Origin of the sequence: Actinophytocola sp. (genome assembly GCF_050699915.1) — a bacterium.
Lineage (GTDB): Bacteria > Actinomycetota > Actinomycetes > Mycobacteriales > Pseudonocardiaceae > Actinophytocola.
Map to the genome: position 1 here is coordinate 1 of NZ_JBOHGA010000150.1, position 15,873 is coordinate 15,873.

A 15,873-nucleotide genomic window follows, 5' to 3' on the forward strand; every position below is an offset into this window, starting at 1 on the left:
GCCCGCGACCGGCTCGGGCAGCCCGACCGGCATGTAGCCGATCTCGCCCGCGCCGCCCCGCGCGCCCCGCAGCAGCGTGCCGCCGAGGTCGATCGCGAGGCCGAGTCCCTCCTCGCCCAGCCACAGCAGGGCGAAGGACTCGGCCGCGATGCCGCGGGACCGCTCGGCGACCGCGGCGAGGTTGACGTCGTTGTCGACGCCGACCTCGGTGCGCAGCGCGGTGCGGAGCTCGTCGATCAGGCCCGGCCGGGACCAGCCCGGCACGTCCACGAGCCGGATCGCGCCGCCGTGCACCGAGCCGGGCACGCCGAGCCGCACGTGGTCGATGCGGCGCAAGGGGATCCGGGCCCGCCGGCAGGTCGCCCGCAGGGCGTCGCGGACCGCCCGGACCGGGTCGGTCCGCGCGAAGTCGACCTCGGTCTCCGTGCGCGCGCGGACCTCACCGGTCAGGTCGCACACCGCGGTGGCGAGCGACCGCGCGCGCAGCGAGATCGCCGCCCCGTAGGCGGCGTCCGGGTCGATCGCGTAGACGTCGGCACCCGGACCCGGCCCGCCGCTGGTGCGGCCGACGACCTTGACCAGGCCGGCGTCGCGCAGTCGGCCCAGCACGTCGGAGGTGGTCGGCTTGGCGAGCCCGGTGAGCGCCCGCAGGTCGCCGCGGGTCAGCGGGCCGCGCTCGAGCAGGTGGCGCAGCGCCGCGGCTTCGTTGAGCTCGCGGAGCAGCCGGGACGATCCGGCCACCTGGTCCATGCGCGGCTCCGTTGGTCAGGCAGGCTGTCTGACCAACGGAACCGTACTCGTCCGCTCAGGCGGTGACCCGCACGTAGTCGACGGTCAGCGTGTTCGGGAACGGGGTGCTGCCGTCCGGGTCGCCCGGCCAGTAGCCGCCGACCGCGAGGTTGAGGATCATGAAGAACGGGTGGTCGTACACCCACTGCCGGCCGCCAAGGTCCGCCGGTGTCCTTGTCTGGTAGACGTTCCCGTCCACCGACCAGGTCAGCGAGTTCGGCGACCAGTCCACGGCGAAGGTGTGGAAGTCGTCGAAGAACGAGCCGCCGATCGAGTACGGCGCGCCGATCCCGCCTTCGCCGGAGTAGCCGGGCCCGTGGATCGTTCCGTGCACAGTGGACGGTTCGCGGCCGATGTTCTCCATGATGTCGATCTCGCCGCACTGCGGCCAGCCGACGCCGCCGATGTCGTCGCCGAGCATCCAGAACGCGGGCCAGATCCCCTGGCCGCGCGACATCTTGATGCGGGCCTCGAAGTGGCCGTAGGTCTGGGTGAACCTGCCGGAGGTGTTGAGCCGCGCCGAGGTGTACTCGCAGGTGCCGTACCAGCACTGGTAGTTCGCGGGGTTCTCCCGCCGCGCGGTGATCACCAGGTTGCCCTGGCCGTCGAGCGCGGCGTTGTTGGTGGAGTTCGTGTAGTACTGCCGCTCGTGGTTGTTGACGTTGTCGCCGGTCTCCAGGACCCACTTCGAGCCGTCAGGCCCGGCGCCTGACGGACCGTCGAAGTTGTCCTCGAACACCACTGCCCGAGGCTCGGCCGGCCCCTCGTCGGCCGATGGGGCAGCGATGGCCGAGGTGCTCGCGATGGCGCCCGGCAGGACGGTCGCGACGAGTGCGGCGACAAGCAGACTGATGCGTGCGGACATCATGGTCGGCGTCTCCGTTCGTTCAGCAGTTGAACGTTTGTTGCGCGCGCCAACAAAGCATGACCCGGTCTAGACCAATGACACAACCGACGATCGGCGGGTTGCGCTCACCTCGTCGGTCGAGCCGCGCCGATGTCCTCGACCACCGCACAGGTGGAGGCCACCGGGTCCAGCGCGTTCGCGTGCGCGGCGAGCCTGGTCAGCAGTGACTTGAGCGTCCGCTGCTCCTCGGCGGGCAGGCCGGCGAGGATGTGCGTCTCGGCGTGGGCGAGCCGCCGCTCCACCTCGCACAGCAGTTCGCGGCCCGGCTCGGTGGCCACGATCTGGCGGGTGCGGCGGTCGGTGGGGTCGGGCTTGCGCGCGACGAGGGCCGCCCGCTCCAGGTCGTCGAGCAGGTAGGTGAGGACCGTGCGGTCGATGCCCAGCTGGGCACCGAGTGCCGACTGCGAGGGCGCCTCGTCGCTTGCCGCGGCGGTCAGCACCTGGTAGCCGCGGTGTCCGCCGGGCAGGTCGGCCGTCACCGCGGCGCTCGCCTTGACGTACGCGCGGAACACAACGCCGAGCGTCCAGCCGAGGTCGCCGTCCAGTGCGGTCATGCCGCCATGATACGCGGCACGCCAGAACGTCTGTCGAACAGAATATCTCGTGGCATACTGTTGCTATGCCCGACTACGGTCATCCACTGGAGTTCGGCGTGTTCCTGCCCCCGCGGGCGGACGCGGCCGACGAAACGCTCACCCTGGCCCGCCTCGCCGACCGGCTCGGCCTGGACCTGGTGAGCCTGCAGGACCACCCCTCCCAAGCGGCCTTCCTCGACACCTGGACGACGCTGTCGGTGATCGCCGCGAGCACGACCTCGGTGCGCGTGTTCCCCAACGTCGCGAACCTGCCGCTGCGCCCGCCCGCGGTCCTCGCCCGCAGCGCCGCCACCCTCGACATCCTCTCCGGCGGCCGCGTCGAGCTCGGCCTCGGCGCCGGCAGCTTCTGGGACGCCATCGAGGCCATGGGCGGCCCGCGGCACACCGCGCCGGAGTCGATCGCCGCGCTCGAGGAGGCGATCCACGTCATCCGTGCACTGTGGACTCCCGGCCGCGGCGTGCGGCTGGACGGCGAGCACTACCGGCTCGCGGGCGCGCATCCCGGCCCGTTCCCGGTGCACGACATCGGGATCTGGCTCGGTGCGATCAAGAGGCGCATGCTCGCGCTCACCGGCCGGCTGGGCGACGGCTGGCTGCCCAGCTCGCCCTACGTGCCGCCGGAGCAGCTCGCCGAGAAGAACGAGATCATCGACGAGGCCGCCGAGGCGGCCGGTCGGTCCACAACGGACATCCGGCGGATGTACAACATCGCCGGCACGTTCACCGGCTCCGGGGCGGAGTTCCTGCGCGGTCCGGCGAGGGTGTGGGTCGAGCAGCTCGCCGAGCTGACGCTGACCGAGGGCATCAGCTCGTTCGTCCTCATGATCGACCGTGACGGCGACGACCAGCTGCGCCGCTTCGCCGAGGAGGTGGCGCCGGCCGTGCGGGAGCTGGTCTCCCGTGAGCGCGCCCTGGGCAGCGGCGAGCGACCCGGTCGGTCCACAGTGGACAGCGGGACGGAAACGGACACGCTCGGCGTGACGCCGACCCCGGACGAGGGCGTCCGCCTCTCGCGGGTCACCGTGTGGGACGAGTCGGCGCGGCCGACCGGGCCGGCGGTCGACCCGGACGCGGCCTACACCGAGCGCGGCCGGATGACCGGCCAGCAGCTCATCGGGGTCCACGACCACCTGCGCGGCGAGCTCGACCGGGTCCGCTCGCTGGTCCGCCAGGTCGTCGACGGCGCGCTCGACGTCGGCGCCGCCCGGTCGGAGATCAACGAGATGACCATGCGGCAGAACAACTGGACGCTCGGCGCGTACTGCGAGAGCTACTGCCGGTTCGTCACCCTGCACCACTCGATCGAGGACGCCTCGTTCTTCCCGCAGGTGCGCCGCGCCGACCCGCGGCTGGGCCCGGTGCTCGACCGGTTGTCCGAGGAGCACCGGGTCATCCACGACGTGCTGAACCGGGTCGACGCCGCGCTGGTGGCCACGGTGAGTGACCCCAAGGGCATCACCGAGCTGAGTGACGCGGTGGACCTGCTGACCGACTCGCTCCTGTCCCATCTGTCCTATGAGGAGCGTGAGCTGGTCGAGCCGCTCGCGCGACTCGGCATCGGGTAGTCGCATCCGAACACGACACGAGGCGCTCGTCGACCATGCGACGAGCGCCTCAAGTTACGTCAGATGCCTACCAGACCTAGCGCCAGTCGGACGGGCGACTGGTGCGCCAGTCGGACGGGCGGCCGGTCCGCCAGTCAGAGGGGCGGCCGGTCTGGTTGGTTGTTGCGGACATGGCATCTCCTTCGGTGTGCCCGGCCGTTCTGGTCACCCTTTTGGAGTCGCGACACTCGGTGGCCAGGCCATTACAGTGGGGGACCTCCGTTGGAAGGACACGGTGGTGCACGGCGCGGATCATCGCGACCCCGTGCGGGGGTGGAAGCGGCTCTCACCTTGCCGCTGGAGCCTGTGGTCCCTTAAGCACCCTGCCTTGTTCTACGTGCTAGTCGTGCAGGTAGCCGCGCTGGCCACCGTAGCCGGCACCATAACTCTCGCTCCGGTCGACCGCGAGGACTGGATTTGCTTCGTGCTCCTGGTCGGCGCCGCCGTCGCGCACCTCGAGGCGGCCAGTGGTATGGAGCGGATCCGCGAGCTCTCCTCGGAGGGGTCGCCGCACACCCACCTGCAGTCGGTGTGGTTCTTCGCCGCCGTGCTGCTGCTGCCGCCGCCGCTGATCGCCGCGCTGCTCGCGGTGAGCTATACCCACTCCTGGCTGCGGGTGTACCACCGGCGCGCGGTCGCGCATCGCAAGACCTTCTCGCTGGCCACGGTGGTGCTCGGCTGCGCGGCCGCCTACGCCGTGCTCTCCGCGGTCTACCCCGGCCACGGCGAGCCGTTCGCCACCGCGCTCGACGGCCCGCTCGGGCTGGCCACGGTGGTCGCGGCGGGTGCGCTGTACCGGCTCGTCAACTACGGGCTCGTGGTCCTCGCCATCCTCATGACGAACCCGGACCGCCCGTCGCGCAAGGCGTTGGGCCCGGCGAGCGACCAGCTGATGATCGCCGGCGCGGTCGGCCTCGCCACCGGCTTCGCGGTCGTGCTGACCACCCGGCCGTGGTGGACGCCGCTGCTGATCATCACGGTGCTCGCCCTGCACACCGGGCTGCTGCTGCCGCAGTTCCGCGACGCGAGCCGGATGGACGCGAAGACCGGGCTGTTCGACCCGACGTTCTGGGCCGAGCTCACCGCCGACGAGCTGGACCGGGCCCGCCGGCTGAACGGGCGGCTCGGCGTGCTGTTGCTGGACCTGGACCTGTTCAAGCGGATCAACGACAGACACGGGCATCTGGCCGGCGACGCGGTGCTGCGGGCGGTGGCCGACGCGATCAAGCACTCGGTGCGCGGCCACGACATGGTCGGCCGCTACGGCGGCGAGGAGTTCGCGGTCGTGCTGCCGGGCCTCGGTGCCGACGACGTGGTGGCGACCGCGGAGCGCATCCGGGCGGCGGTCGCGGACCTGAGGGTGACGACGGTCGACCTGGACGGGGCGCAGCGGTCGATCGGCGGGCTGACCGCGTCGGTCGGCGCGGCGGTCTTCCCGGAGCACGGCACGGAGCGGACGACGCTGCTGCTGGCCGCCGACGCGGCGCTGTACGAGGCGAAGGCCGCAGGCCGCAACTGCACCCGGATCGCCGGCTCCGCGCGCCCGCTGCTGCCGGGTGCGCGCATGCCGGACGAGCTGCCCGCCGCCCGGCAACCGCAGGACTAGCGGGACTAGCCGGCGAGGCGGCGCTGGGCGGCCTCGTCGATGCCGGTCATCAGGGCGTCCTCGGGGTTGAGCTCCTCGTCGAGGATCACGTCGATCCTGCGGGACGCCCGGCGCAGCGCGTTGCGGGTCGCGACGGCCGCCACGATGAGGACGACGAGCACGGGACCCAGCAGCTGGGCCCACGTCCACGGCGTGAGCAGACCGGCAAGGCCGATGACCGCGAGCACGGACAGTGATGGCACGTGTCGGTAGGCGGGGGGCAGAATACGCATATTTCCTCGAGAACAGCACCGGGTCACGGAAAGAGCAAGATTCTGCTTTCGGCTACTGGGAGTAGTCGTGACCATTTGTGTGATCGTGGCGATCACAGTCCGTGTTACGTGTTGTCACTAGGTAACTAGATCGGCCTGACCCAGGTGTCCGGTTTCCGCGGCCACCACGCGGACCAGATCCCGCAGCCAGCGCTGTGCCGGGTCGTCGTCCAGCCGTGGATGCCACACCATCAAGTACGGCATCGTGTCGATTTCCGTTGGTGCGCCGACGATCCGCACCGCCGGGTCTCGCGCGGCGCTCGCCAGCATGCGCTCGGGCAGCGTGGCCACGAGCCGCGTGTCCGGCACGGCCAGCGCGGCGGCCGAGTGGTACGGCACGGTGAGCGCGACCCGGCGTTCCCGTCCGAGCGTGGTCAGCGTGCGGTCGATCGCCGGCGTCTCGCCCTGCTGGACCTCGACCAGCACGTGCGCCGCGGTGAGGAACTCGTCCAGCGAGAGCGACTCGCGGCCGGCGAGCGGGTGGTCGGCGGCCATTAGGCAGCCGAACCGCTCCTCGTAGAGCAGCTCGCTGCGCACCGACGGCCCGGGCGGGAACCCGTAGAAGGCCAGGTCGACGAGCCCCCGCCGGACATGCTCGACCGCGCCGAGGTCCCAGGTGCCGAAGTGCAGCGTCGCGCCGGGGGCCTGTTCGTGCAGCCGCCGGGCGAGGCCGGGCCCGAGCACCGCGGTGGCGTAGTCGGTCCCGGCGATCCGGAAGCGGTCGGTCGACGCGGCCGGGTCGAAGTGCTCGCCGCCGAACAGGATCTCCAGCCGCGGCACGATCGCGGCGAGCTCCTGCTGGACGCGCTCCGCTCGCGGGGTGAGCTGGTAGCCGTCCCGGGTGCGCACCAGCAGCTCGTCGCCGAGGGTGTCCCGCAGCCGCTGTAGCGCCCGGCTCGTCGCCGGCTGGGACAGCCCGATCCGGTCGGCGGCCCGGGACACGTGCCGCTCCTCGAGCAGTACCGCGAGCGCCACCAGCAGATTCAGGTCGACGCGCTGCAGGTGCGTGGTGCGCATGAGCGGCACGGTACTGCTCGTCACCTTGCCGCCGGGTGGAGCAGGTCGGCGAGGTCGATGCGGCGCAGGAACTCCGTGCGGATCCGGTCGGCGACGGCGTTGACCACCGCGGCGCCGTCGTCCGCCGGGTCGACGTGCACCCGGAACGGCCGGCGGCCCCGGGGCGTGTCGAGCACGCGCACGATGGCCCGGGCCACCTCGGCGGCGTCCGCGTCCGGCGGCTCCAGCTCGGCGAGCTTGCGGCCGACCTGTTCCATCAGCCCGCCGTACCGGGTGTCGTACTCGGCCACGACGGCCGTGTCGGCCGGGCCTCCGCTGTGCGCGAAGTGGTTGGTGCCGCTGGTGAACGCGCCGGGCACGACGATCGTCGTCTCGATGCCGAACCGGGCGAGCTCGAGCGCGTAGCTCGTGGCGAGCGCGTCCATCGCGGCCTTCGCGGCGAAGTACGGCGCGAGGTAGGGCGGGGTGCCGCCGCGGGTGCTGGAGCTGCCGACCCAGACCACGAGCCCGTCGCCGCGGGCGCGCAGGTGCGGCAGGGCGGCGCGGTTGAGTCGCTGGGTGCCGAGCACGTTCGTGTCGTAGAGCTCGGCGAGCTGCTCGGGCGTGAACGCCTCCGCCGGCCCGGTCGCCAGGTGGCCCGCGTTGTGGACCAGTACGTCCATCGAGGGCTGCTCGGCGAGGACGGTGGCCACCGCCGCCCGCACCGAGTCGTCGTCGGTGACGTCGAGCTCGACCGGGTGCAGGCCGTGGGCGCGGGCGTCCGCGGCGGCCGTCGCGTTGTGCCCGTCGAGGGCGCGCATGCCGGCGTATACGGTGTGTCCCGCGTCCGCGAGCGCGTGGGCGGTGAGCGCGCCGAAGCCGCTGGAGGCGCCGCTGATGAGGACCGTGCTCGTCATGCCGCACCCCCGTTGGCATAGACGACCTGGCCGTTGACCCAGCGGCCGGGACCGGCGAGGAACGCGACCACCTCGGCGATGTCGTCGGGCGTGCCGAGCCGTTCGAGCGGCGGCTCCTTGGCGATGCGGTCGATCAGCTCCTCGGACTTGCCGTCGAGGAACAGGGCAGTGGCGGTCGGTCCGGGCGCGACCGCGTTGACCGTGACGTCCCGGCCGCGCAGCTCGCGGGCCAGCGTCAGGGTGATGGCCTCGACCGCGCCCTTGCTCGCCGCGTAGGCGGTGTAGCCGGGGCGGCCGATCCTGGTGACCGAGCTGGAGAGGTTGACGATGGCGCCGCCGGGCCGCAGCCGGCGGGCGGCCTGCTGGTCGACCACGAACGTGCCGCGGATGTTGGTGCGGTGCATGCGGTCCAGTACGTCGAGGTCCTGGTCGACGAGCGGCGACAGCAGCATCACGCCGGCCGCGTGCACGAGCACGTCGACGCCGCCGAACTCCGCCTCCGCGCGGTCGAACATGGCCGCCACGGCCACCTCGTCCGCGACGTCGGCCCGGACCGCGACGGCCCGGCCGCCGGCCCCGGCGATCTCCTTGACCGCGGTGTCCGCCTCCGCCTGGTTGCCGGCGAAGTTCACCACCACGGCGTAGCCGTCGCCGGCGAGCCGCAGCGCGGTCTCCCGGCCGATTCCGCGTGACCCACCGGTCACGATCGCCACTCGGGACTCTTGTCGTGTGTTCATGACACCAAGGGTCGTCTCGCTGGAGCTATGTGTCCAATGAAACCTTGATATCTGAACTATGCGCCGTACGCATTACGTGCCGAGGATAGACTCCCGACCGTTGGCGGACCGCCATGACCAGGCCACGCCACCCGCGGCGAGCATGCCGAGCACCCCGGCCGCGCCGACCACCAGGTACGGCGCGACGCCCTCGGCGACGAGCCCCGCGAGCGTGACACCGACTCCCTGGGAGACCTTCAGCGCGGTGACCGCGAGCCCGAACGCCTGGCCGCGCCGCGAGTCCGGCACGGCCAGCACGAACGTCGTGGACGCGATCACCTGGTACGCGCTGCCCACCCCGGACGCGACGAACAGCGCGACCACGACTCCAAGGGCCGGGTCGGCGAAGCAGATCACCAGCGGCGCGCTCGTGCCCACCGCGAGCGGGGACAACAGCCGCATCCGCACCGGCGCGGACATCCGGGCCACCACGAGCATGCCGACCGCCGCGCCGGCCGCGTACCCGGCGAACATGAACCCGACCGCGATCGCGCCGCTCTGCATGGCGTGCGCGTACGGCACGGCGAGCGCCTCGCCGACGATGTAGAACCCGGACAGGCACGCGAAGAGGACCAGAGCGCGCAGCCGCTTGTCGGTCCACACCAGCTTCGAGCCGGCGACGAAGTCCGGCCACCAGGCGCGCTGCACGACGTCGGCGTCGCCGGCCGCCGCCGGGCGGGCCTGCACGAGCCACCACACGAGCAGCGCGGACAAGGCGAACGTGCCCGCGTCGGCGAGCAGCACGCCGTTGGTGCCGATGGCCGCGACGAGCGCGCCGCCGCCGGCGAACCCGACCACCTGCGCCGCCTGCGTCACCGACTGCAGGGCCGCCTGCCCGGCCGGATAGTCCGCCTCGCCGAGCACCGCGGGCAGCAGCGCGCCGCGGGCGGCGTTGGCCGGCGCGCTGATCAGCTGCACCGCGATCAGCAGCAGGCACACCGCGACGAGCGGCACACCGGGCACGGCCATCAGCGCCACAAGTCCGGCCCGCGCGAGGTCCGCGTTGACCATCAGCCGGCGCCGCGGATGGCGGTCGGCGAGCCCGGACAGCAGCGGGCCGCCGACGAGGTCGGGGAGGAAGGTGAGCCCGTAGGTGAGGGCTGTCCAAGCGGGCGACTGGGTTCGGTCGAACACGAGCACGGACAGGGCCACCCGGGCGAACTGGTCGCCGATCACCGAGATGGTCTGGGCGGCGAAGAGCGCGCGAAACTCGGCGTTGGCGAAGATGCCTCGGTAGCCCTGCTGCAGGGTCGTGGCCACCGAACCTCCCCGGATGTCGGTGTTGCGCAGGTGTGTAACGCACTGCCATTGCGTCATCACGAGCCGTACCACGATACGTCACCCGCATGCCCGTTCGTTAGCGCGGAAAGCCCCTTCCTGCGTGAGAGCATGGGAGCCGTGCGCTACCTGTTGTTGATCGGCGGTGAGCCGGATGCGACCGCGGCCACCTCCAAGGAGATCTGCGAAGCCGACGACGCGGGCGCATGGGCCGAGGAGATGACCCGGCGCGGCGTGTTCATCAGCGGCGAGTTGCTGCGCCCGCCCGAGGACGCGACCACGGTGCGTGTTCGCGACGGCGAGGTGTTGCTCGCGGACGGGCCGTACGCGGAGACCAAGGAGCAGATCGGCGGGCTGACGGTGATCGAGTGCGCCGACCTCGACGAGGCGGTCGCCGTCGCGGCGGCGCATCCGGTGGCGCGGCACGGGTTGGTCGAGGTGCGACCGATCTGGTGAGCCCACCGGTCGAAGCTGCCGTCGCGGCGGCGTTTCGCGCGGAGTGGGGCCAGGTCGTGGCCACGCTGATCCGGGTGACCGGCGACTGGGACCTCGCCGAGGAGTGCGCGCAGGACGCGTTCGCCGCGGCCTTGGAGCGGTGGGCGCGCGACGGCGTGCCGCACCGGCCCGGGGCGTGGCTGACCACGACCGCACGCAACAAGGCGGTCGACCGGCTGCGCCGTGAGGCTGTCGGGGCGGCCAAGCTGCGCGAGGTGGCGGCGCTGGCGGCGGTGTTGGACAAGACCACGGAACCCGAGCCGCCGGAGGAGATCCGCGACGACCGGCTGCGGCTTATCTTCACGTGCTGCCACCCGGCGCTCGCGTTCGAGGCGCGGGTCGCGCTGACCCTGCGCACGCTCGCCGGACTGACCACCGCGGAGATCGCGCGCGCGTTCGTCGTACCGGAGGCGACGATGGCGCAGCGGCTGGTTCGGGCGAAGCGGAAGATCCGCCACGCCGGCATCCCGTACCGGGTGCCGCCCGCGAACCTGTTGCCGGCGCGCACGAACGCCGTGCTCGGCGTGCTGTACCTGCTGTTCAACGAGGGCTACGCGGCGAGCGCCGGCGCGGACCTGGTGCGCCGCTCGCTCACCGACGAGGCCATCCGGCTCGCCCGCGTGCTCGGCTCGCTCATGCCGGCCGAGCCGGAGGTCGACGGTCTGCTCGCATTGCTGCTGCTGACCGACGCGCGGCGGGCGGCTCGGGTCTCGGCCGCCGGTGACCTGGTCACGCTGGAGCAGCAGGACCGGAAACGCTGGGACAGGGCGGAGATCGACGAGGGCGTGGCGCTGCTGGAGTCCGCGCTGCGTCGCGGGGCGCCGGGGCCCTACCAGGTGCAGGCGGCGATCGCGGCCTGCCACTCGACCGCGCCGGCCGCGGCGGAGACCGACTGGCGCCAGATCGCGTCGCTGTACGCCGAGCTCGCGAAGTACCTGCCCTCGCCGGTCGTGGAGCTCAACCGGGCGGTCGCGGTGGCCATGGCCGACGGGCCGGCGGCCGGCCTCGCCCTGGTGGACCGGCTGGCCGAGGGCGGCGAGCTCGCCGGCTACCACCTGCTGCCGGCGACCCGGGCGGACCTGCTGCGCCGCCTCGACCGCCTCGCCGAGGCCGCGGCCGCCTACCGGGAGGCGATCGAGCTGGCCGGCGGCGACGCCGAGCGGCGCTACCTCGAGGGCCGGCTCGCCGAAGTCTCCTCGTGACCCCTGTCGATCCGGGCGCCGGCCGTTCGTCGGTGGGGTGAAATCCGATCGCGAGGAGGAGAACATGACTCAGCTGACCGGGGTCGACCTCGACCTGCTGGCGCCCTGCTACCGGGCCACCGGCGAGGTGCTGGCGGCGATTCCCGCCGACCGGTGGGACGCGCCGAGCCCCTGTACCGAGTGGACGGTGCGCGAGGTGGCCGACCACCTCGTCGACGCGCTGGACTACTTCGCCACCACGGTGTCCGGTGGGCTCAACGCTGACGCCGTGGACCGCCCGGCGGACCTGCTCGACGCCTACCGCGACGTGACCCGCCGGTGTCTGGCGGCGTTCGCGCGGCCGGGGGCGCTGGCGGCCGAGCACCCGTTCCCGGACGGCACGCAGCCGGGCTGGGTGATCGCGAACATCAGCCTGTCGGAGTCGCTGGTGCACGGCTGGGACCTGGCCACCGGCGCGGGCCTGCCGTACGAGCCGTCGCCGGACGCGGTGGCCGCGGTCGACGCGTTCCAGGTGGGCGGGCCGGCGCCGGACATGTTCGCCGACCCGGTGCCGGTGCCCGCCGGCGCGCCCCCGTTCGCGGCGCTGCTGGGCAAGCTGGGGCGGGTGACGCGGTGACCGAGGTGACGATGCTCGATGTGCACGGCGCGCGGATCGCGGCGTCGACGTTCGGTTCGCCTGCGGACCCGGCGGTGCTGCTGATCATGGGCGGCGGGGCGTCGATGGACTGGTGGGAGCCGGAGTTCTGCGACTCGCTGGCCGCGGCCGGGCGGTTCGTGATCCGCTACGACCACCGCGACACCGGCGAGTCGGTGAGCTACCCGCCGGGGCGGCCGGGCTACACGTCAGACGAGCTGTCCGCCGACCCGGTCGGCGTGCTGGACGCGCTCGGCGTCGAGCGCGCGCACGTGGTCGGCCTGTCGATGGGCGGGGCGATCGCGCAGCTGCTGGCGATCGGGTCGCCGGCGCGCCTGCGGACCCTGACGCTGATCTCGACGAGCGGCGGCGCGGGCGACGAGGACCTGCCGATGGGCGACGTCGAGTCGGTCGAGGAGCCGGACTGGAGCGACCGGTCCGCGGTGGTCGAGTACCTGGTGGCCAGCCAGCGTCTGGCGGCGGCGAGGAGCAGGCCGTTCGACGAGGCGGCCGTGCGCGTTGTGGCGACGCTCGCGACCTCGCGGACCGCCAGTCCGGAGTCGGCGGAGAAGAACCACTACGCGACCGACGGCGGCTCGGGGAGCTGGCGGTCGAAGCTCGCGGACATCACGGTGCCGACACTCGTGCTGCACGGCACGGAGGACCCGATGTTCCCGCTCGCCCACGGCGAGGCCCTGGCCCGCGAGATCCCGAACGCCCGCCTGGTTGCGCTGCCGAACACCGGCCACGAGTTTCCCCGGGAGAACTGGCCGCTGGTCCTCCGCGAGCTGATCGGGCACACCGACCGCTGAAACGCAACGACGCCCTCACCGGTCTCGGCGAGGGCGTCGTTGCGTGTGGTGGGCCCGGTTGGGCCGGGGTCGTCACGCGGCGTCCTTGGTCGGGCGGTGCTGCACCCGCATCCGGCGCCACCACGACGGGTGGTTCGCGCGTGCGGCGTGCAGGTGCTCGAGGGTCGTTCCGTTGCGGACGTCGCTCTGGGCGCGCTCCAGGCGGTAGTCCATCTCCGCCCGCACGGCCTCTGGTGAGTTCTGCATTTCCGTTCTCCTTGCCGGTGTGCCTTCGCTGGCAAGGAGAACAGTCGTCCTGAGGCCGGGGGCCGGGCATCGGACGATCACGCAGTCTGGAGCCGTCCGATCCCTTACCCGGGCCCCCTCAGGCGGCCGTGCGACGGGGTAAGGCCCTCAGCCGGCGAAGAACTCGCGCAGGACCGGAGCCAGCGCCTTCGCCTTCACCAGGTGGGTCTGGCCGGGCAGGGTCCGGTACGTCGCGTTCGGCAGCACCTCGGACATCTCCCGGCAGCCGTTGCGCATCCACGTCGGGCTCTTGCCGCCGTCGGCCACGAGGGTGGGCTGGGTGGCCGTCGACCAGTGAGTGCGCGGCAGCGGCCGGCCGCGCTGCAGCTCGGCCATGAGCGCGAAGTCGTACCGCAGCGTCGGTGCCACCGCCTTGAGCTTCGACCAGACCGGCAGCAGCCGCATCATCGCGATGCCGAACCCGGGCACCTCGACGAACCGCATGAAGCTCTTCACCGCTTCCCCGGTCCGCCCCTCGGCGATCATCGCGTCCAGCCGTGGCACGTAGTCCGCGGGCAGCGGCCCGCGGCTGTCGTCCACGATCAGCGGCGGCTCGTACATCGCCAGCTTGGTGATCCCGATGCCGTGGTTCGCCGCCTCCAGCGCGAGCATCGCGCCGGACGACGGCCCGAACACGAACGGCGCCCCGCCGGCCTCCTTCGTCAGCGCCTCGAGGTCCTCGATCTCCCGTTCGAGCGCGATCTCGCTGGACTCGCCGGACTCGCCGCGCCCCCGTCTGTCGTAGGTGAACACGGTGAAGTCGGCCGTGAGCTCGGCGGCCATCGGCCGGGACGGGCCGTTCGCCCGGTAGCACAGGGCGCCGTCGACGATGATCAACGGCGGGCCGTCGCCGGTGCGCTCGTAGGCGATCTTCGTGCCGTCCGCGGAGGTGATCGTGCTGGTCATGGTCTGTCTCCTTCTCGAGAACTGAAGTCAGGCGAGGGTCTTGGTGAGCCAGGACTGCCAGGCGTGCTCGGCCGCGTCCGTGTCGACACGTTCGAACAGCTGGTGCATGAGGACGACGTTGCCGCCGAAGCCCTTGACGAGGCGGTAGATCTCGTCGGTGGTACGCACGCCGACGGTGTCGGCGTTGACGAAGAAGACCTCGCCGACGATCCGGTCGAGCCCGTCCGGCGCGACGTCCACCCGGTCGCCGGGACGCGGCTCGGCGACCAGGCCCAGCGCTTTGCACAGCGTGGCCCGGGTGCGGTCCCAGTCGGTGTACGCGGGCCCGAACACGGTGACCGGCACCGCGATCCGGCCGGCGAAGTGGCGCAGGTAGGTGCCGAGCGTGGCGAAGAACAAGGCGCCGCCACTGGTCATCGCCTCGTACTCAGCCTCCCAGTCGTCGCCGGGGAGGAAGCCGCTGGTGGCCATGCGCAGCACGGTCCCCGCCCCGTCGCGGCCCTCGATGAGGAAGTCGTAGGCGATGAACCGGCCGTCCGGCGCGTCGCTGCGGTAGGCGAGGCGGCGCATCGGCTCCCACCCGGTGACCCGGTGCTCCGGCTCGTAGCCGCCGAACGACTGGCGGACCACGCCCCCGTCCGGGTCGACCTCGTTGCGGCCCATGAACCAGGAGTCGATGCCCGGTCCGGTCGCGATGGCCTGCCACACCTGCTCCGGCGTGGCGTCGACCTCGATGCTGTCGACTCTCTCGAACTCGCGGCCCATCAGTCGCTCCTCACAGTGGGGTGGATGGCGAGGACGAGCCGGTGGTCGCGGCCGTCCTCGGCGGTCTCGTCGTGGTAGCGGCCGATCAGCGTGGTCACCGCGTGCGCCAGCTCCTCGGCGAACGCCGCCCGGTCGGCCGCGCTGGCGAAGCGGATCTCCCCGTCGAGCCCGAACGTCGCGAGCCGCTTCTGCGCCTTCGTCGCGCCGGCCAGCAGCGCGCCGACGTCGCGCACCAGCCGCGAGGCCAGCGCGAGCAGCCAGCGCGCGGACAGCCGGTCGGGTGCCCGCTCCGGGTCGGGTTGGACCGCGCCGAGGGCGGCCGGGGAGATCACGTAGGAGGACGCGGTGGCTTGCAGCACGCGCTCGGTCACGTTGCCCTTGCGGCGCTCCTCCACGAGCTCGACCAGCCCGTGGCGCTCCAGCGCGCGCAGGTGGTAGTTGACCTTCTGCCGGGCCAGCCCGACCCGGTGGGCCAGCGTCGTCGCCGACCCCGGCTCGGCCAGCTCGGCCAGCAACCTGGCCCGCGTGGGGTCCAGGGAGACCTCGGCCGCCGCCGGGTCCTCGATCACCGCTACGTCGAACATGTGCAGAAGTCTGCGTCCGACAGCTCATGTTGTCAAGACAAATTTTCTTGTCGGTTAGCGAGAGATGAGCTCCGCGGCGACTCGTTCGGTGTTGCGGTCGACGACGTCCAGGCTCCCGGACAGTCGTGGCCGCGGTCGGTCGGCCTGCCGGGCACGGTTGCGCTCCAGGCCGTAGGTGACGATTCCGGTGACGATGGCGAAGACGAGAAGTTCCATGACGACTCCCTTACTTCCAGTGCGAACACTCGTCCTAAGCACCGGCCTCCGACATCGGACGATTGCCCATACCTGGCCCGTGCGACCCCTTACCCCGGTGCCAGACTGGTGTCGTGCCAGCCAAACGCAGTGCCGGAGTCCTGCTGTACCGCCGGGTTCCGGCCGGTGTCGAGGTGCTGTTGGGACACCTGGGC

At 72.3% G+C, this 15,873-nt stretch carries 18 protein-coding genes and 1 pseudogene; 6 read left to right on the forward strand and 13 right to left on the reverse strand.

Annotated features, from left to right (window positions below):
• The 3 genes and pseudogenes from ACRDSK_RS23010 to ACRDSK_RS23020 all read right to left on the reverse strand — a co-directional run.
• Positions 1-750 (reverse strand): ROK family protein (locus ACRDSK_RS23010; RefSeq protein WP_431443311.1); only part of this gene is annotated, 750 nt, incomplete at its 3' end.
• A 61-nt stretch (positions 751-811) separates the two neighbouring features.
• Positions 812-1,654 (reverse strand): annotated as a pseudogene (locus ACRDSK_RS23015) (glycoside hydrolase family 16 protein); the annotation flags it as partial.
• A 107-nt stretch (positions 1,655-1,761) separates the two neighbouring features.
• Positions 1,762-2,250 (reverse strand): MarR family winged helix-turn-helix transcriptional regulator, encoded by a 489-nt coding sequence (locus tag ACRDSK_RS23020; RefSeq protein ID WP_431443312.1) that lies wholly within the window; start codon positions 2,248-2,250, stop codon positions 1,762-1,764.
• A 65-nt stretch (positions 2,251-2,315) separates the two neighbouring features.
• Between ACRDSK_RS23020 and ACRDSK_RS23025 the strand changes: the two genes are divergently transcribed.
• On the forward strand, positions 2,316-3,857 hold the full coding sequence (locus tag ACRDSK_RS23025; protein WP_431443313.1) for an LLM class flavin-dependent oxidoreductase: 1,542 nt from the start codon (positions 2,316-2,318) through the stop codon (positions 3,855-3,857).
• 376 nt (positions 3,858-4,233) lie between these two features.
• Entirely contained in the window at positions 4,234-5,502 is a 1,269-nt protein-coding gene (locus ACRDSK_RS23030; RefSeq protein ID WP_431443314.1) for a GGDEF domain-containing protein, read from the forward strand.
• Between the two features lie 5 nt (positions 5,503-5,507).
• Here ACRDSK_RS23030 and ACRDSK_RS23035 read toward each other — a convergent pair whose 3' ends face one another.
• The 5 genes from ACRDSK_RS23035 to ACRDSK_RS23055 all read right to left on the reverse strand — a co-directional run bounded on the left by ACRDSK_RS23035 (position 5,508) and on the right by ACRDSK_RS23055 (position 9,762).
• Positions 5,508-5,774 carry a hypothetical protein gene (locus ACRDSK_RS23035; protein WP_431443315.1) on the reverse strand — a complete coding sequence of 89 codons (267 nt, stop codon included), beginning with the start codon at positions 5,772-5,774 and terminating at the stop codon, positions 5,508-5,510.
• A gap of 117 nt (positions 5,775-5,891) precedes the next feature.
• Positions 5,892-6,830 carry a LysR family transcriptional regulator gene (locus ACRDSK_RS23040; RefSeq protein ID WP_431443316.1) on the reverse strand — a complete coding sequence of 313 codons (939 nt, stop codon included), beginning with the start codon at positions 6,828-6,830 and terminating at the stop codon, positions 5,892-5,894.
• A 20-nt stretch (positions 6,831-6,850) separates the two neighbouring features.
• The gene (locus ACRDSK_RS23045) at positions 6,851-7,726 is read right to left on the reverse strand and encodes an SDR family oxidoreductase (protein ID WP_431443317.1); all 876 of its coding nucleotides are present in this window, start codon (positions 7,724-7,726) and stop codon (positions 6,851-6,853) included.
• On the reverse strand, positions 7,723-8,463 hold the full coding sequence (locus ACRDSK_RS23050; RefSeq protein ID WP_431443318.1) for an SDR family oxidoreductase: 741 nt from the start codon (positions 8,461-8,463) through the stop codon (positions 7,723-7,725). The genes ACRDSK_RS23045 and ACRDSK_RS23050 overlap by 4 nt, the downstream gene beginning before the upstream one ends.
• A 72-nt stretch (positions 8,464-8,535) precedes the next feature.
• Positions 8,536-9,762, reverse strand: a complete 1,227-nt coding sequence (locus ACRDSK_RS23055) for an MFS transporter (protein WP_431443319.1) — start codon at positions 9,760-9,762, stop codon at positions 8,536-8,538.
• Positions 9,763-9,900: 138 nt separating this feature from the next.
• On the opposite strand from ACRDSK_RS23055, the gene ACRDSK_RS23060 reads away from it, so the two are divergent.
• From ACRDSK_RS23060 to ACRDSK_RS23075, 4 genes are all read left to right on the forward strand, one after another.
• Positions 9,901-10,236, forward strand: coding sequence for a YciI family protein (locus ACRDSK_RS23060; protein ID WP_431443328.1), 336 nt, complete (start codon positions 9,901-9,903; stop codon positions 10,234-10,236).
• Positions 10,233-11,477 carry an RNA polymerase sigma factor gene (locus tag ACRDSK_RS23065; RefSeq protein WP_431443320.1) on the forward strand — a complete coding sequence of 415 codons (1,245 nt, stop codon included), beginning with the start codon at positions 10,233-10,235 and terminating at the stop codon, positions 11,475-11,477. Before ACRDSK_RS23060 ends, ACRDSK_RS23065 begins: the two co-directional genes overlap by 4 nt.
• A gap of 64 nt (positions 11,478-11,541) precedes the next feature.
• The gene (locus ACRDSK_RS23070; RefSeq protein WP_431443321.1) at positions 11,542-12,093 is read left to right on the forward strand and encodes a TIGR03086 family metal-binding protein; all 552 of its coding nucleotides are present in this window, start codon (positions 11,542-11,544) and stop codon (positions 12,091-12,093) included.
• Positions 12,090-12,923: an alpha/beta fold hydrolase gene (locus tag ACRDSK_RS23075; protein ID WP_431443322.1), complete on the forward strand. Its 834-nt coding sequence runs from the start codon at positions 12,090-12,092 to the stop codon at positions 12,921-12,923. Before ACRDSK_RS23070 ends, ACRDSK_RS23075 begins: the two co-directional genes overlap by 4 nt.
• 72 nt (positions 12,924-12,995) lie before the next feature.
• Here the strand turns inward: ACRDSK_RS23075 and ACRDSK_RS23080 are convergent, their stop codons facing one another.
• The 5 genes from ACRDSK_RS23080 to ACRDSK_RS23100 all read right to left on the reverse strand — a co-directional run bounded on the left by ACRDSK_RS23080 (position 12,996) and on the right by ACRDSK_RS23100 (position 15,679).
• The gene (locus ACRDSK_RS23080; protein ID WP_431443323.1) at positions 12,996-13,169 is read right to left on the reverse strand and encodes a hypothetical protein; all 174 of its coding nucleotides are present in this window, start codon (positions 13,167-13,169) and stop codon (positions 12,996-12,998) included.
• 147 nt (positions 13,170-13,316) lie between these two features.
• Positions 13,317-14,114, reverse strand: coding sequence for an alpha/beta fold hydrolase (locus ACRDSK_RS23085; RefSeq protein ID WP_431443324.1), 798 nt, complete (start codon positions 14,112-14,114; stop codon positions 13,317-13,319).
• Positions 14,115-14,141: 27 nt separating this feature from the next.
• A complete protein-coding gene (locus ACRDSK_RS23090) occupies positions 14,142-14,879 on the reverse strand; it encodes an SRPBCC family protein (RefSeq protein ID WP_431443325.1) in 738 nt (245 codons plus the stop codon).
• The gene (locus ACRDSK_RS23095; RefSeq protein ID WP_431443326.1) at positions 14,879-15,463 is read right to left on the reverse strand and encodes an ArsR/SmtB family transcription factor; all 585 of its coding nucleotides are present in this window, start codon (positions 15,461-15,463) and stop codon (positions 14,879-14,881) included. Before ACRDSK_RS23095 ends, ACRDSK_RS23090 begins: the two co-directional genes overlap by 1 nt.
• 54 nt (positions 15,464-15,517) lie before the next feature.
• Positions 15,518-15,679: a hypothetical protein gene (locus ACRDSK_RS23100; protein ID WP_431443327.1), complete on the reverse strand. Its 162-nt coding sequence runs from the start codon at positions 15,677-15,679 to the stop codon at positions 15,518-15,520.
• Positions 15,680-15,873: the final 194 nt, after the last annotated feature.

Coding starts and splice junctions, on each gene's coding strand:
- ACRDSK_RS23020 (WP_431443312.1), bottom strand. CDS start 2,250: ATGACCGCACTGGACGGCGACCTCGGCTGGACGCTCGGCGTTGTGTTC.
- ACRDSK_RS23025 (WP_431443313.1), top strand. CDS start 2,316: ATGCCCGACTACGGTCATCCACTGGAGTTCGGCGTGTTCCTGCCCCCG.
- ACRDSK_RS23035 (WP_431443315.1), bottom strand. CDS start 5,774: ATGCGTATTCTGCCCCCCGCCTACCGACACGTGCCATCACTGTCCGTG.
- ACRDSK_RS23040 (WP_431443316.1), bottom strand. CDS start 6,830: ATGCGCACCACGCACCTGCAGCGCGTCGACCTGAATCTGCTGGTGGCG.
- ACRDSK_RS23045 (WP_431443317.1), bottom strand. CDS start 7,726: ATGACGAGCACGGTCCTCATCAGCGGCGCCTCCAGCGGCTTCGGCGCG.
- ACRDSK_RS23050 (WP_431443318.1), bottom strand. CDS start 8,463: ATGAACACACGACAAGAGTCCCGAGTGGCGATCGTGACCGGTGGGTCA.
- ACRDSK_RS23070 (WP_431443321.1), top strand. CDS start 11,542: ATGACTCAGCTGACCGGGGTCGACCTCGACCTGCTGGCGCCCTGCTAC.
- ACRDSK_RS23080 (WP_431443323.1), bottom strand. CDS start 13,169: ATGCAGAACTCACCAGAGGCCGTGCGGGCGGAGATGGACTACCGCCTG.
- ACRDSK_RS23085 (WP_431443324.1), bottom strand. CDS start 14,114: ATGACCAGCACGATCACCTCCGCGGACGGCACGAAGATCGCCTACGAG.
- ACRDSK_RS23090 (WP_431443325.1), bottom strand. CDS start 14,879: ATGGGCCGCGAGTTCGAGAGAGTCGACAGCATCGAGGTCGACGCCACG.
- ACRDSK_RS23095 (WP_431443326.1), bottom strand. CDS start 15,463: ATGTTCGACGTAGCGGTGATCGAGGACCCGGCGGCGGCCGAGGTCTCC.
- ACRDSK_RS23100 (WP_431443327.1), bottom strand. CDS start 15,679: ATGGAACTTCTCGTCTTCGCCATCGTCACCGGAATCGTCACCTACGGC.